11 protein-coding genes are annotated in these 14,612 nt (G+C 72.7%); 4 read left to right on the plus strand and 7 right to left on the minus strand.

Going from position 1 to position 14,612, the window contains the following annotated elements; all coding sequences use genetic code 11:
* Window positions 1–3 precede the first annotated feature (3 nt).
* Entirely contained in the window at window positions 4–1,752 is a 1,749-nt protein-coding gene (locus tag ACFWNV_RS03890; RefSeq protein ID WP_383940036.1) for a GAF domain-containing sensor histidine kinase, read from the plus strand.
* Window positions 1,753–1,830: 78 nt separating this feature from the next.
* On the opposite strand, the gene ACFWNV_RS03895 is transcribed toward ACFWNV_RS03890, so the two are convergent.
* Window positions 1,831–2,766: an HAD hydrolase family protein gene (locus ACFWNV_RS03895; protein ID WP_383940039.1), complete on the minus strand. Its 936-nt coding sequence runs from the start codon at window positions 2,764–2,766 to the stop codon at window positions 1,831–1,833.
* 137 nt (window positions 2,767–2,903) lie between these two features.
* Between ACFWNV_RS03895 and ACFWNV_RS03900 the strand changes: the two genes are divergently transcribed.
* Both ACFWNV_RS03900 and ACFWNV_RS03905 read left to right on the plus strand, forming a co-directional pair.
* Window positions 2,904–3,191 carry a hypothetical protein gene (locus tag ACFWNV_RS03900; protein ID WP_383940042.1) on the plus strand — a complete coding sequence of 96 codons (288 nt, stop codon included), beginning with the start codon at window positions 2,904–2,906 and terminating at the stop codon, window positions 3,189–3,191.
* 33 nt (window positions 3,192–3,224) lie between these two features.
* The gene (locus tag ACFWNV_RS03905; RefSeq protein ID WP_383940046.1) at window positions 3,225–4,130 is read left to right on the plus strand and encodes an LLM class flavin-dependent oxidoreductase; all 906 of its coding nucleotides are present in this window, start codon (window positions 3,225–3,227) and stop codon (window positions 4,128–4,130) included.
* A gap of 102 nt (window positions 4,131–4,232) precedes the next feature.
* On the opposite strand, the gene ACFWNV_RS03910 is transcribed toward ACFWNV_RS03905, so the two are convergent.
* The 3 genes from ACFWNV_RS03910 to ACFWNV_RS03920 form a co-directional block, all read right to left on the minus strand.
* The gene (locus ACFWNV_RS03910; RefSeq protein ID WP_383940049.1) at window positions 4,233–7,295 is read right to left on the minus strand and encodes a tetratricopeptide repeat protein; all 3,063 of its coding nucleotides are present in this window, start codon (window positions 7,293–7,295) and stop codon (window positions 4,233–4,235) included.
* Complete coding sequence (locus tag ACFWNV_RS03915; protein WP_383940052.1) at window positions 7,292–9,178, minus strand: HSP90 family protein; 1,887 nt, start codon at window positions 9,176–9,178, stop codon at window positions 7,292–7,294. Before ACFWNV_RS03915 ends, ACFWNV_RS03910 begins: the two co-directional genes overlap by 4 nt.
* Before the next feature lie 173 nt (window positions 9,179–9,351).
* Window positions 9,352–9,891, minus strand: a complete 540-nt coding sequence (locus ACFWNV_RS03920) for an RNA 2'-phosphotransferase (RefSeq protein WP_383940055.1) — start codon at window positions 9,889–9,891, stop codon at window positions 9,352–9,354.
* A gap of 135 nt (window positions 9,892–10,026) precedes the next feature.
* Between ACFWNV_RS03920 and ACFWNV_RS03925 the strand changes: the two genes are divergently transcribed.
* Window positions 10,027–10,884 (plus strand): aquaporin, encoded by an 858-nt coding sequence (locus ACFWNV_RS03925; protein WP_383940058.1) that lies wholly within the window; start codon window positions 10,027–10,029, stop codon window positions 10,882–10,884.
* Between the two features lie 105 nt (window positions 10,885–10,989).
* Here ACFWNV_RS03925 and ACFWNV_RS03930 read toward each other — a convergent pair whose 3' ends face one another.
* From ACFWNV_RS03930 to ACFWNV_RS03940, 3 genes are read right to left on the minus strand one after another with little or no spacing between them, the layout of a single operon-like run.
* Window positions 10,990–11,904, minus strand: a complete 915-nt coding sequence (locus tag ACFWNV_RS03930) for a MerR family transcriptional regulator (RefSeq protein ID WP_383940061.1) — start codon at window positions 11,902–11,904, stop codon at window positions 10,990–10,992.
* A gap of 10 nt (window positions 11,905–11,914) precedes the next feature.
* On the minus strand, window positions 11,915–12,838 hold the full coding sequence (locus ACFWNV_RS03935; protein ID WP_383940062.1) for a metal-dependent hydrolase: 924 nt from the start codon (window positions 12,836–12,838) through the stop codon (window positions 11,915–11,917).
* Window positions 12,835–14,607: an SDR family oxidoreductase gene (locus ACFWNV_RS03940; protein ID WP_383940120.1), complete on the minus strand. Its 1,773-nt coding sequence runs from the start codon at window positions 14,605–14,607 to the stop codon at window positions 12,835–12,837. Before ACFWNV_RS03940 ends, ACFWNV_RS03935 begins: the two co-directional genes overlap by 4 nt.
* Between the last annotated feature and the right edge of the window lie 5 nt (window positions 14,608–14,612).

Here is a 14,612-nt window from a genome sequence, read left to right on the forward strand (position 1 = left end):
GGTATGTCAGCGCAGGAGTCCCAGGAATCACCCGAGTACCCGCCGGAGTCCTCACCGGAATCGCCCGACCCGCTGGAGGCCGCGACCGCCGCCACCCGGAGTCTGCAGGGGCTGTCCACCGAGCTCACGGCCCGGGTACCGCAGTTGCTGGAGGCCATGCGGTCGGTCGGCACCGGCCTTGAACTGCACTCCACGCTGGACCGGATCTGCGAGACGGCCGCCGAGCTCGCGGACGCCCGCTACGCCGCCATCGGCGTGGTCGACACCGAGGGCCGGGGGCTCTCGGACTTCGTGACCTTCGGGATCAGCGACGCGGTGGCGAAGAAGATCGGGCACCGCCCCGACGGGAAGCGCGGCCTGCTCGGCGCGCTCATCTCGCACCCCGACACGGTGCAGCTCGCCGACCTGACCAAGGACCCGCGCTCCGCGGGCTTCCCCGCCCATCACCCGCCGATGAAGACCTTCCTCGGGGTTCCGATCCGGGTCCAGGGAGAGATCTTCGGGAACCTCTACCTCGCGGAGAAGAACGGCGGGGGCGCCTTCAACGACTACGACGTCCACATGGTCCGGGTGCTGGCCACCGAGGCGGGCATCGCCATCGGCAACGCCCGGCTCTACGAGGCCGCCACCCAGCGCGAGCGCTGGATCGACGGCTCGGTGGCCGTCACCACGGCCCTGCTGTCGGGCGGGGACGCGGACGACGCGCTCGCCGTCGTCGCCGAACAGGCCCGCAGGCTCGCCGATTCGGCCGCCGGGATCGTGATGCTGCCGGCCGAGGAGGGCGGCATGGAGATCGTCGCCGTCTCCGCGGAGAACCCGGCGACCTCGCTCGGCATCGTCATCCCCGCCGAGAGCCCGGTGGTGGCCAGGCTGCTGGAGGGCGAGCCGGTCTTCGTGGACGACGCCGCCTCCGACCCGCGCATGATCAGCCGCCTGACCAGCCAGTACGGGGCCTGCATGATGCTTCCGCTGCAGAGTGGGGGCCGGGTGCTGGGGGCCCTCGTCACACCGCGGGCGCGCGGAAAGCGGCCGTTCACCGAGGCGGAGCGGACCCTGGCCACGCAGTTCGCCTCGCAGGCGGCGCTGGCACTGATGATGGCGGAGGCGCAGCGGGACCGGGAGCGCCTCGCGGTGTTCGAAGACCGCGACCGGATCGCCCGCGACCTGCACGACCTGGTCATCCAGCGGCTCTTCGCCACCGGGATGATGCTGGAGGGCGCCCAGCGCCGCTCCATCGTCCCGGAGGTCCGCGAGGGCGTCGGCAAGGCCGTGGACGAGCTCGACGTGACGATCCAGGAGATCCGCACCGCGATCTTCGCGCTCCAGCAGGGACCCGCGGAGGCCCCCTCGGGCCTGCGCACGCGGGTGCTGCGGGAGATCAACATGGCTGCCGTGCCGCTGGGCTTCAAGCCCGCGCACCGCTTCCTCGGACCGATCGACGCGGTCGTGGGCGAGCTCGTCGGCAAGAACCTGATCGCGGCACTGCGCGAGGCGCTGTCGAACGCGTTCCGGCACTCCGAGGCGTCCCGGATCGAAGTGGTACTGGATTCCACGGTCAGCCTGCCCGACGGGCGGCCCGGGGTCCGGCTGGAAGTGTCCGACGACGGGGTGGGCATCCCGGAGGGCGGGCGGCGCAGCGGGCTGCGGAACCTGCGCCGGCGGGCCGAATCGCTCGGCGGCTCCAGCTCGTACGGCCCCGGCCTCGGTGAGGACGGCGGCGGGACCACCCTGGTGTGGGAGGCCCCGCTCTAGCCACGCCTCGTAGCCACGCCTCGTAGCCGCGCCTCGTAGCCGCGCCTCGTAGCCGCGCTTCGTAGGCGTGCCGCGTGGCTACGCCTCGGTGCGGGCGGTCCGTTCGGCCAGGATGCGCTCGATGACCAGGGCGACGCCGTCCTCGTTGTTGGCGACCGTACGGCCCGAGGCGGCCGCGATCACATCCGGATGGGCATTGCCCATCGCGTACGAGGTGCCGGCCCAGCCGAGCATCTCCACGTCGTTCGGCATGTCGCCGAAGGCGACCACCTCGGCCGGCGAGATGCCGCGCTCCTCGCAGCACAGCGCCAGGGTGCTCGCCTTGGAGACCCCCGGACCGCTGATCTCCAGCAGGGACGTCGGGCTGGAGCGGGTGATCGAGGCGTACGCACCGGCGGCGGAGCGGGCCAGGGCCAGGAACTCGTCCGGGGCCAGCTCGGAGTGGTGCGCGAGGACCTTGAGCACCGGCGCCGAATCGTCGTCCGTGGCCTCGTACAGCAGGGTCTCTGCGGTGGCCACATTGGCGCCCGGGTCCTGGAAGAACGGCGGGTACTGCGGTTCGTAGTTGATGCCGGTGGTCAGCTCGACGGCGAAGGAAGTGCCGGGGGCGGCGGCCCGCAAGGCCTCCACCACCTTGAGCGCGGTGATCCGGGGAAGCGGCCTGACCTGCACGAACTCCCGGCCGGAGGGCTGTAGGCCGGTCGCGTGCCCTTCGTCGGCGTGCCGGTCGATGGCATGCAGATCGACGACGGCGGCGCCGTTCGCGCAGATGGCCAGGCCGTGGCCCTGGACGTGGTCGCTGACCACCCCCATCCAGCGGGCCGGGCGCCCGGTCACGAAGAACACCGCGATGCCGGCCTCCTCGGCTGCGGCGAGTGCGGCGACGGTGCGCTCCGAGACGGATTTGTCGTCGCGCAGCAGGGTGCCGTCGAGGTCGGTGGCGATGAGCCGGGTCGCGGGGGTTGGCCCGTCCGGGCGCTGGGGAGCCGAGGTCACGGCTCCATCTTCGCCCATGCCGGAGGCCGCCGATGTTTCACGTGAAACATCGCCACATGGTTGTCAGTGCGTGGTGGAAGGATCTCCTCGCCGGTTGCGCTGCCGTTCGCGCCGCCGGCCCGGTGCCGGTTCGGACGACATCACACGGGGGCGACGTGCTCATCCCTTCATCCCGCGCGTCGCACTACGACGACACCCGCGGCGGCTGCCACGCCTGTGGTGGCCCGCGCGCCAGATGGGTCGTGAGCCTGGCGAGGGTCCTGTGCGCGGAGTGCGAACGGGCGAGCACCCACCACCCGGAGCGCGAACCCGTCCTGGTGGGCAAGGTCCTGGCCGACGCGGCCGACGCCCTGGCCCACACCACCCCCACCACGACTCCGGCCCACCCCTACTCCGCCGTCCTCCTCGCCCTGTGGCGAGCCAAGGCCCAGCGCGGGACATGACGCCGTCCGGGGTGGCGGTCGTAGGCTCTGGTCATGACTCTTCGCCTGAGCACCGTGATCCTTCCTGTCCACCGGTGGCACGAAGGGGGCCGCGAACGCTGGCAGCGGGCCGAGGAGCTGGGGTTCCACGCGGCCTACACCTACGACCACCTGTCCTGGCGGACCTTCCGGAACGGGCCCTGGTTCGGCGCTCTGCCGACGCTCACGGCCGCCGCGACGGCGACCGAGCGGCTGCGCCTCGGGACGCTCGTCACCTCGCCGAACTTCCGTCACCCGGTGACGCTCGCCAAGGAACTGATCTCCCTCGACGACATCTCGGGCGGGCGGATCACGCTCGGCATCGGCGCCGGCGGCAACGGGTTCGACGCCACCGTTCTCGGGCAGGGGCAGCCGTGGACCCCCAAGGAGCGCGCCGACCGGTTCGGGGAGTTCCTGCCGCTGCTCGACCGGCTGCTCACCGAGGACTCCGTCTCGCAGCGGGGCACGTTCTACTCGGCGGAGGAGGCCTTCAACATTCCCGGGTGCGTCCAGCGGCCCCGGCTGCCCTTCGCCGTCGCCGCGACCGGCCCGCGCGGCCTGAAGCTCGCCGCGCGGTACGGGCAGGCATGGGTCACGACCGGTGACCCGAAGATCTTCGACGAGGGCACCCCGGAGCAGTCGGTACAGGCCCTGCGCGGCCAGGTCGAGAAGCTCGGCAAGGCGTGTGCGGAGAGCGGCCGGGACGTGGCCGAGCTGGACAAGATCCTGCTCACGGGCTTCACCCCGGACCGGGGGCGACCGCTGGAGTCGGTGGCGGCCTTCGTCGACTTCGCGGGCCGCCACCAGGAGCTCGGCTTCACCGAGCTCGTGATCCACTGGCCGATCCCCGACTCCGACTTCACCGCCGACCAGGGCGTCTTCGAGCAGATCGCCACCGAGGCGCTCGCCCAGCTGAGCTGAGCCGAGCGGACCGGAGCGGACCGTACCGGACCGGACCGGAGCGGACCCGAGCTGGACCGCTGCCGTCTCCCCGGGCTTCCGGGGGGACGGCAGCGTGCCGCCTCAGGACGAGGTGCGCAGCAGGTGCTCCGTTGTCCGTTCGGCGCTTTCCAGGAGCCACTCCGGGGCCACGCCCTCGGGCAGCGTGCGCACCTCGTCCGCCAGTGCCGAGACCCGGGCGGCGCCGGCTTCGGGGCGGCCCAGCTCGTGCTCGGTCCAGGCGGCGTTGTTCACGCACTGGAACCGGGCCTGCAGATGGTCCGGGCCGAGCTCCGCATGGAGGGCCGCGGCCCGTTCCCAGAGCCGGATCTCCTCCAGCCGCAGCGCCTCCAGCTCCGCCGCGCCCAGCGGTTCCGCGGCCCCCGAGCCCCGGCCCCCTTCTTCCTGCTCGTCTTCCTCGTGCGCCTCCTCGTCGGCGCGGACCCGGCGGTCGAGGACCTGGGCGAGCTGGTTCCAGGTCTCGGCCAGCTCGGCCCGTGCTTCGCGGTCATCGGGGGCGTCCGCCAGCGCGGCGGTCAGCACTGCGGCCGCCTCGTCCATCCGGGCCCGGGCCCGCGCCACCGCCGCGTCGGTGACCTCGTCGCGCAGCCCCAGCCAGGCCAGCGACCGCAGGATCCGTACCTCGGCGACCGGTGCGTCCTTCGACCGCCTGCGCAGTTCGAGAGCCCGCTCGTACGCGGCGACCGCCTCCGGCACCAGCCGCGCCTCGGAGAGCTGATCGGCGGCGGCCTGGGCGAAGTTGGCCTGCGGACGCGGGTCCTCCCAGTCCTCGGCGAGCTCCGCCGCCAGCAGGTACTGCTCGGCCGCGCCCCGGGGGTCGTGCAGTTCGCGCAGCAGGTCGCCCAGGAACTCCCGTACGGACACGGCCTGGCCCGCACCGTGCTCCAGCAGGTCCGGCAGCGTCGACTGCAGCACCTCGGCCGCCTCGGCGGTGTGGCCCTCGCGGGCGTGGCACCGGGCGAGCAGCAGCCGTGCCTGTGCCCCGCCGTCGGCACTGAGCCCCGCCTGGTCGAACCAGTGCGCCGCCTCCAGGGCGAGCCGCGCGGCCTCCGCGTCGGCCTCGCCGCGCCCCAGCAGGATGTCGGCGAGGGTGAGCCGTACGACGCCCTGCGCCTCGGTGTCGGTCACCTCGGCGGCATGGGCCAGACCGGCTCGGGCCGACTCCTCCGCCTCCTCCGTGCGGTCCAGCGATACGAGCACTCCGGCCCGCAGCACGAGCGGGTCCACGGCGAGCCACGGCCGCCCGGCGGCCACCGAACGCTCGGCGGAGTCGGCGAGCAGGGCCACGGCACGTTCCGGGTCGCCCTGCGAGAGGGCGAGCCGGCCCAGCATCTCCTCGGCCTCCGCCACCACGTCGGGCAGGGCCGCGGCGTAGGCATCGGCGAAGGCGGCGAGTTCGGCGGCCAGCTCGCCGTGCCCCTGCCCGTGCTCCTGGCCGTGGTCATGCCCGTGGCCGGCGCCGTGGTCGTGCCCGTCGCCGTGCCCGTGTCCGGGGTCCTCGGTGGCCTCGACCGAGCGCAGGTACGACTCCACCCGGATCCCGGTCAGTTCCGCGAGGGCGATCCGCCGGGTGCGCAGCGGCTCGTCCGCGTCCAGCGCCTCGGCGGCGCGCAGGGCGACGGCCAGCAGCGCGCGCAGCTCCCCCGGCTCGGTGCCCGACTGCGCGGCCACGGTCGCCAGCCGCAGCTCGGACAGGGCGGCCCGCTCCGCGTTCCCCAGCTCCCGGTAGCGCTCGCGTACGCCGGTCAGCCGGTCCACGGCGTCCGCGGAGCCGGCCCGCGCGGCCGTCAGGGCCCGGTGGTCCGCCACATCGGCGGCGGTCAGCGGATCGGATCCGGCCGCCGCTTCGGGGTGCAGGGCCACCTGCTCCCAGAGGGCGTCCGAACCGGGGTGCCCGAGGTCGCGTGCCTCGCGGGCCCGTTCCACGAGTTCCACGAGTTCCGCGAAGCCCCCGGCCGGCGCCGGCGCCGCCTTGGGCAGCGGCGCGGGGCCCGGCTGCGGGAGCGCCGCGAGCGCGGAGCTTCGTACGCCCAGCGGCAGGACCGCGGTCAGCGGGGCCGCACCGATCCGCGCGAGGAACCGCTCCGAGAACCGGGTGGAGCCGTTGCGGGCGTCGAACCGCCGGGTGATGTCGAGCGTGCCCGAGCGCAGGGCCTCGTACAGCTCGGACACGGTGCGCGGGCTGCCCTCGTAGGGGACGGCGGTGCTCTGTCCGTGGCCCAGTTCCGTCAGCCGGCGCAGCAGGACGAGGATGCCGCCGTGGAAGGCGAGCTGGTCGGAGAGGTTGGCGAGCGGGGCCACGTGCACCGCGTGCTCGGCCAGGATCTCCAGGCCCCGGGACTCGTTCCCGGTGAGCGCGCAGAACTCGATGTGCCGTCCCACCGAGGGCAGCAGGCTCTCCTTGTCCCGGGCCAGCCGGTAGCCGCGCAGATGGGCCGAGCGGGCCTCGTCGAACCGGCCGAGCCGCACCAGCGGCAACAGCGAGGTGGCCAGGATCCGGTGGGGCTCCTCCGCGCAGGTCTGCTCGCCGGACAGCACCGGCTGCCAGACCTCCAGGGCCTCGGCGTCGTCACCGCGCAGCATGGCGTACTGGCCCTGGCTGTTGAGTTCGCAGGCGTGGCAATCGCTCATGTCATCGCGGTCGGCGGCCTGCCAGCGCGAGTACGCGCGTCCGGCCCGCTCGTCGTCGCCGGTCGCGTCGGCGAGCCACAGCTCGGCCTCGCGCACGGGACGCTCGCTGTAGCCGGCGATCCGGTAGCGGCGCTCCATCTCGTCCAGCCAGCCGGCGGCCGACTCCAGCGGGATCTCGGGCGAGTGGCCGATGGCGCTCGCGATCCACTTGAACTGCCAGAACAGCGAGTGGGCGTCCCACTCGTCGAAGGCGCCGGGGTCCTTGTCGTACTCCTGGAGCAGCCGCGCGAAGGGCACGAGCATCTTCGGCGACTCGGAGCTGTAGAGGTAGGCGTTGATCAGATTGTCCAGTGCCGCACGGAACAGCGGGCGGTCCCCGGTCGCTTCGGCGGCGGCGGACAGGGCCTCGGCGTGCGCGTTGCGCGCGGCCCCGCCCGGGGCCTGGCGGTTCTCGGCCAGTCCGCGCTCGATCTCCTCGCGCGTCATCGTGCTCACTTCTGCTCCCCCTGGGTGTCGTTGCCGTCGTTGTCGTCCGTGCTGCCCGTGCTGCCCGTGCTGCCGACGGGATGGGTCGCCCATTCCAGGAGCCCTAGGAAGGCCCGGTTGAGCAGGGTGGTGTCGGCCGCCCGCAGGGGCCGCTGCGACCTCAGCAGGGCCTGGCCGTACAGCGATTCGACGGCCGTGGCGGTCAGGGCCTCGTCGGGGAGGGCGGCGATCCGGCGGATGAGCGGGTTGTTGTGGTTGAGCACGAGGCGGGCGCGCGGGGCGGAGCCGCGCAGCGAACCGAGGATGCCGCTCCACAGCGAGTCGGCGGTCTCGAGGGCGGCGGTGCGGTCGCGCTCCTGCCGGGCCTGGCGGTCGTCGAGGTAGAGCGCGGGGACGGCGGCGGGCTGGAAGGCGCGCAGGACGACGTCGCAGCTCTGGGGTTCCAGCCGGGTGCGGGCGGTGGCCAGGAAGGGGGCCAGCGCGAGTTCGGCGGAGGTCGGTACCGGATCGAGGCGTTCGGTGACGGCTCCCGCGTCGAGCTCGGTGACCTTGAGTTCCGGCCGTACGGACGGCAGCAGGGCCAGCAGGTCGGCGTCGTAGGTGTAGCCGGCGTTGACGACTCCGAGGCCGTGGGCCGCCGCGATCGGGGCGATCTGGCGGAACTCCTCCACGGTCCGGGTGAAGTGGATCTCGGTGTGCGCGGCGGCGAACTCCTCCAGGTTCATCGAACCGTCGCTGGTCTCGAACGGCAGCCAGGGCAGCATCAGCGCGAGCAGCTCGGCGTCGTGCCGGGCGAGCGACTTCACTCCGAGGTGGTGCACGCCCAGGAAGGCGGCCAGCCGCTCGGGTTCGCTGGTGGCGAGCTCGGCGAGCCAGGCGCGGACGCGGGCGCCGAGGGCCTCGCGCACGGCGGCCAGGGTTTCGTCGTCGTACAGGTTCTCGCGGGAGGCGGTGGGCCGCAGGGTGTCGGTGTCGAGGACGGCGCGGACGAAGAAGGCCCAGTCGGGCAGCAGGTTGTCGGCCTTGTCGGTCAGCAGCATGCCCTTGAGGTGGACCCGGTGTCCGGACCGGTGGGCGGGACTGGTCGGCTCGGGCAGGACGTACGCGACCCCGCGCACTCCGGCCACGGGAAGGTCCAGGTCGATGCTGTCGAGCGGGGTGAAACCGAAGAGCTGCGCGCAGTGCCCGGCGAGCGCGACGCGGCGGGCCGCGGGGGTGGGGAAGGGCCGGTCCCAGACGGCGGGCCGGTCGGTGACCGGGCGGGGTCCGGCGGCGGAGCCGTCGTCGAAGGTGATGTCGTAGGGCAGCAGGGAGCCGTAGTCGCGGGCCAGCTGCTCGACCCTGGCGGGGACGGTCCACTCCTCGGCGCCGGGCCGGGCCTCCAGGACGACGGTGGTTCCGGGCTCCAGGCGGGCATCGGCGGGCAGTTCGCGGACGGTGTACGAGCCGTCGTCCGTGGCCAGCCATTCGACGGGCGCCGCCAGCGGATCACGGGCGGAGCGGGTGACCACGCGGATCTCGCGGGCGACGACGAAGCAGGCGAGCAGCCCGATGCCGAACTGGCCGAGGAACTCCTGCCGGGTGGTCTCCAGGCCGTGCGGGCCGCCGCGCTTGGAGCTGCGTCCGATGGTGGCGAGGAGGGAGTGGGCCTCGTCGGCGGTCAGGCCGATGCCGCTGTCCTCGATGGTCACCCGGTTGCCCGTCGCCGACAGGCGGATGCGGATCTCGGCTTCCGGGTCCAGGGCATGGCGGGCGGTGACGGCGTCGACGGCGTTCTGGAGGAGCTCGCGGACGTATACGCGGGGGCTGGAGTAGAGGTGGTGGGAGAGCAGGTCGACCAGACCGCGGAGATCGACCTGGAAGGTGTTCGGATGGGGGTCTTCGGGGGTCATGGAGCGTCACCTCGCGCGCTGGTACGGGTTGTTCGGCGACCGCGAGGTACCCCCCTCACAGATCCCGGAGTGAGGAACAGAGTAGGGGGATGATCTGACAATCCCTCCGTGAATTCCTGGGCCTCCGGGGCTTCTAGGGGGCTTCTCCGGGGCTTCTCCTGGTGGTCCCCGGTTTATTGGAACCGCAGGAATTGCGGCGGCACGGAGTCCGCCAGCCACACCCCATTGGCGCTGATCCGAAACACGTGCCCCGCGGCGCGCATCGCCCCCGCGTCCACGGCGAGGACGACCGGCCGGCCGCGCCGTGCGCCGACGCGGGTCGCGGTCTCCCGGTCCGGGGAGAGGTGGACGTGGTGGCGGGCCATCGGGCGCAGTCCCTCGGCGCGGATCGCGTCCAGGGCGGGCGCGACGGTGCCGTGGTAGAGGTACGCGGGCGGTTCGGCCTCCGGCAGGTTCAGGTCCACGGGGACGGTGTGCCCCTGGCTGGCGCGGATCCGGCTGCCGTCGACGGCGAACCGCTGCTTGTCGTTGGCGGCGACCACGTGGTCGAGCTCGGCCCGGCTGATGGGGAAGCCGTGGGCGGCCGTGGCATTCAGAAGATCGTCGATCTCCACCCAGCCGTGCGGATCGAGCACCAGTCCGATGCGTTCCGGCTGATGGCGGAGGTGTTTCGAGACGTATTTGGACACCTTGACGGTGCGCTTGTCATCCATTCGCCCAGCGTGACGGCTCGGCAGGGTCCGGCGCAGCGATTTTTCGCCGCTCTCTCGAACCTGGACTCCCCCTATCGCGTTTCCAAGATACGGAATAGATTTTCCGCTGAACTGCCACTCAAGGGGAAGAAAAGTATGACAAATAGTGCGTCTCTGTCACGGCGTGCGACCGCCGAGCTCGTCGGCACCGCCGCCCTCCTCGTGGTCGTCATCGGATCCGGAATCCAGGCCGCAGCACTCACCTCCGATACGGGGGTGGCCCTGGTCGCCAACTCGCTCGCCTCGGCCATCGGGCTCGGGCTGATCATCACTCTCTTCGGGCCGCTCTCGGGCGCCCACCTCAACCCGGTCGTCACCCTCACGGCCTGGTGGGGGCGGCGCACCGGCGGCGAAGGGCTCGAAGGCCGGGAGGCCCTCGTCTACGTCGCGGCCCAGACCGCCGGCGCGATAGCCGGCGCCGTCCTCGCGGAAGCGATGTTCGGCCGCCTCCCCGGAGCCTTCTCCACCCAGGTCCGCGACGGCGGACACCTGCTCGTCGGCGAGGTGGTGGCCACCGCCGGACTGGTCCTGGTGATCCAGGGGCTCGGCCGCATCGGCCGGGCGAAGCTGATCCCGGCCGCGGTCGCCGCCTACATCGCCGCCGCGATCTGGTTCACCTCCTCCGGGTCCTTCGCGAACCCGGCCGGCACCATCGGGCGCAGCTTCAGCGACTCCTTCACCGGCATCGCCCCGCAGTCGCTGCCGGGGTTCGTCGCCGCCCAGCTCGTCGGCGGGATCCTCGGCCTGGTCCTCGCGGCCATCCTCTACGGGAACACCCGCCGGGCAGCCGCCGAAACGGCCGGGGCGACGGACGCCACCGGCCCGGCCACCACCACGGCCACCACCACCGCCACCCCCGTCACCGCCACCGCAGGCCCGGCCACCCTCACCGCCACTATCAGCCCGGTGGCCGAAACCACCACGCCCGGACCGGCCTACCAGGCCGTCGGCTGACCCTTCGGGACGGGTTCCCCACAGGTCGGCCTGAGTTGTCCACAGCCCTTTGCGCCGGTTTCGGCGGCAAAAGCGTGATCCGGCCTGTGGACTACTGAGCGAGCACTACCGGCCGCCGCGGGTGGCCAGATCGTTCATCGTCCGAGCCTGCAACTCCCGTTCCGTGGCGGCCCGGACGAACTCCGCCACATGGTCGGGCCCCACCAGCTCCTGCACCGCCCGCACGGTTTCCGCGGGCAGCGCCACCGGGGCCGGCCCGGACGGCTGAGGGGTCCCGACGGCCCCGAGGTGCCGTTGCAGGTGCCGGGTCGCGAAGAGCTGCATCGCCCGCGCCAGCTCCGCGTCCACCGTCTGCTGGGCCAGCGGCCGCAGCCTTCGTACCATCGTCGCCGCCTCGGCCGCGTCGGAGTCCGTCGGAGGTACGGCCCCCAGGTACCGGGCGAAGACGTGCTCCGTGGTGAACTCCAGGAAGCGCGAGGCGATCAGCTCCACCTGGCCGCGCAACTCCCGCAGATGACCGGTGATCGCGGGCAGCGGGACCCCGGCGGCGTACAGCTCGGCCGCCACGGACAGCTCCTGCGGAGACGGTACGAGGAACTGGTCCGGGCGCCCCGGGATCCGCTCCAGCACGCCCAGTTCGCAGGCCTCGCCGACCGCTTCGTCGTCCGGCTTGCCGCCGAACCGTTCGTTCAGCTCGTCCCGGCTTATCCGGGCCGCTTCCTCGTCCGTCCACGGCCCGTGCACCTCGGCCACCAGCCCGAGCACTCCGCCGAGCCCGCGTCCCGCGTCCCAGGCCTCCAGCAGTTCCTTGATGGAGGCCAGGGTGTACCCGCGGTCCAGCAGGTCGGCGATCTGGCGCAGCCGCGCCAGATGCGTGTCCCGGTAGACATTGGAACGGCCTCGCCGCTCCGGCTTCGGCAGCAGACCCCGGTCCTGGTACGCCCGGATCGTCCGGACGGTCGCACCGCTGTGGTGCGCCAGATCCTCGATCCGGTACTCGGCTACTGCCTGCTCGGACAATCCCGGCTCCCTACGACATGGCGGCTCGGCCGACCGCGCCCGCAGCTGACCGGGCGGCAGGTGAAGCCGCGAGGTACTCGACCGCCCTGCGCAGCGAGCCCTCCTGCGAGGGATGGTACGACCGCCGCAGGTAGCGGGGTATGGCCATGCCGAGCTCTCTCCAAGTGGGCAGCAGCCCCTTGGCCACGGCCCGGTTGTGCTCGCGCAGCGAATAGCGGGTGCGTCCGCGCAGTTCGGGATCGTTGCGCAGCAGGTACGAGGCCCCGGCGATCCACAGCCAGCCCAGGACCGGCGCGACCACGGCCATGCCCCCGATGCGGCGGACGTAGCGGGGCGGGCCCGCGCCGCCGCAGTGCTGGTACATGTCGAAGGCGACGGAGCGGTGCTCCACCTCCTCCGCGCCGTGCCAGCGCAGCAGGTCGAGCATGATCTCGTCCGCCCCGGCCGCGTCCAGTCCCTCGGCGCCGAGCACCCAGTCCCCGAGGACCGCCGTGAACTGCTCGATCGCGGCGACCAGCGAGAGCCGGAAGCGCAGCCACTCCTGCGCGGTGATCGGGGCCCCGAAGGGCGGGGTCTCCCCCAGCAGCTTCTCGAAGAGGAAGTCCACGTACTTCGTGTACGCCTCGGTGGGCAGCCGCTGTTCGGCGAGGTGGTCCAGGACGTAGGAGTGCTGCACGCTGCGCGTGGCCTCCTGGCCCATGAACCCCTTCACGTCGCTGCGCAGCTTCGGGTCCGTGACCAGGGGAAGGCCCTCCTTGAAGACCTTCACGAACCACCGCTCGCCCGCCGGCAGCAGCAGGTGCAGCACGTTGACGACGTGGGTGGCGGTGGGCTCGTCCGGTATCCAGTGCAGCGGGGTGGTCTTCCAGTCGAAGGCCACCCGGCGCGGTGCGATCGCGTACCGGGCGGCCCTGCCCGCGACCGCCCCGCTCACAGCTTGGGCTCCAGCTTCGCGAACCGCCGCAGCGTTCCCGGAGCGAACCGGGACATCCACAGGGCGCCCTTGGACTCGGGGGTCACCGGGACCACGGCCTGGTTCTTCACGACCGCGAGCAGGATCGCGTCGGCGACCTTCTCCGGGGGGAAGTTGCGCAGCCCGTAGAGGCGCGAGGACTTCTGCTGGCGCCGCTTCTCCTCGGCCTCGTCCACTCCGGCGAAACGGGAGGTGGCGGTGATGTTGGTGTTGACGATGCCGGGGCATATCGCCGACACCCCGATCGACTTCGACGCCAGCTCGGCCCGCAGGCACTCGCTGAGCATCAGCACCGCCGCCTTGGACGTGCTGTAGGCGGGCAGCGTCTTGGACGGCAGATAGGCGGCGGCGGAGGCGGTGTTGACGATGTGCCCGCCCTGGCCGCGCTCGGCCATCTGCTTCCCGAAGAGCCGGCAGCCGTGGATGACGCCCCACAGGTTGACGTCGAGGACCTTCTTCCAGTCCTCGGCGGTCGTGTCCAGGAACGGGCCCGACAGGCCGACCCCGGCGTTGTTGACCAGGACGTCCACGATCCCGTACTCGGTGGCGACCTTCTCGGCGAGCTTCTCCATGGCCTGCTCGTCGCTGACGTCGACGCACTCGCCCCAGGCCTGCGGCGCACCGACCAGGCGCGCCATGTCGGCGGTGCGGGCGGCTCCGTCGGCGTCCCGGTCCACGCACACCACACGGGCGCCGGCCTCGGCGAACGCGAAGGCGGTGGCCCGGCCGATGCCGCTGGCGGCTCCGGTGACCAGGACCAGCTGCCCCCCGAAGCGGTCCGCGTACCTGCCGGGGGCCTTCTGCCCGGGCGCCCGCGTGGCGGGCTCCTCCCGGGAGGTGACGAACTCGGTGATCCACGCGGCCAGCTGGTCGGGCCGGGTCCGCGGCACCCAGTGCTTGGCCGGCAGGGTGCGCCGCACCAGGTCCGGGGCCCACAGCTCCAGATCGTCGTAGAGCCGCTCGGAGAGGAAGGCGTCCCCGGTGGGGGTGATCAGCTGCACCGGTACGTGGGCGTACGCGTCGGCGCGCGGCCGGCGCATCCGGGGCCGGACGTTGTCCCGGTAGAGCCAGGCGCCGTGCGCGGCGTCGGAGGGCAGGGAGGCCGTCGGGTAGTCCCCGGCCGGGACCTGCTCCATCCGCTCCAGCATCTTCGGCCAGCGCTTGCCGAGCGGTCCGCGCCAGGCGAGCTCCGGCAGCACGGGGGTGTGCAGCATGTACACGTACCAGGACTTGGCGCCCTGGTTCAGCAGCTGGGCCGTCCGGCGCGGGGTGGGCCGGGCCATCCGCTTCTTGATCCAGTGCCCGAAGTGGTCCAGGGAGGGCCCCGACATCGAGGTGAAGGAGGCGATCCGGCCCTCGGTCCGGGCGACCGTCGCGAACTCCCAGCCCTGGACGGAGCCCCAGTCGTGGCCGACCAGGTGCACCGGGCGGTCCGGGCTGACCGCGTCCACGACCGCGAGGAAGTCGTCGGTCAGCTTCTCCAGGGTGAACCCGCCGCGCAGCGGCTGCGGGGCGGTGGAGCGCCCGTGTCCGCGCACGTCGTAGAGCACGACGTGGAAATGGGAGGCCAGCTGCTCGGCGACCTGCGACCAGACCTCCTTGCTGTCCGGGTACCCGTGCACCAGGACGACCGTCGGCCGCTGTACGTCGCCGAGTTCGACGACGCACAGCTCGATCCCGCCGGTGCTCACCCAGCGTTCGCGCCCGCCCGCCAGGCCCGCGTCCGTCATTGCGC

This window comes from Streptomyces sp. NPDC058401 (assembly GCF_042722885.1).
Classification (GTDB): domain Bacteria; phylum Actinomycetota; class Actinomycetes; order Streptomycetales; family Streptomycetaceae; genus Streptomyces.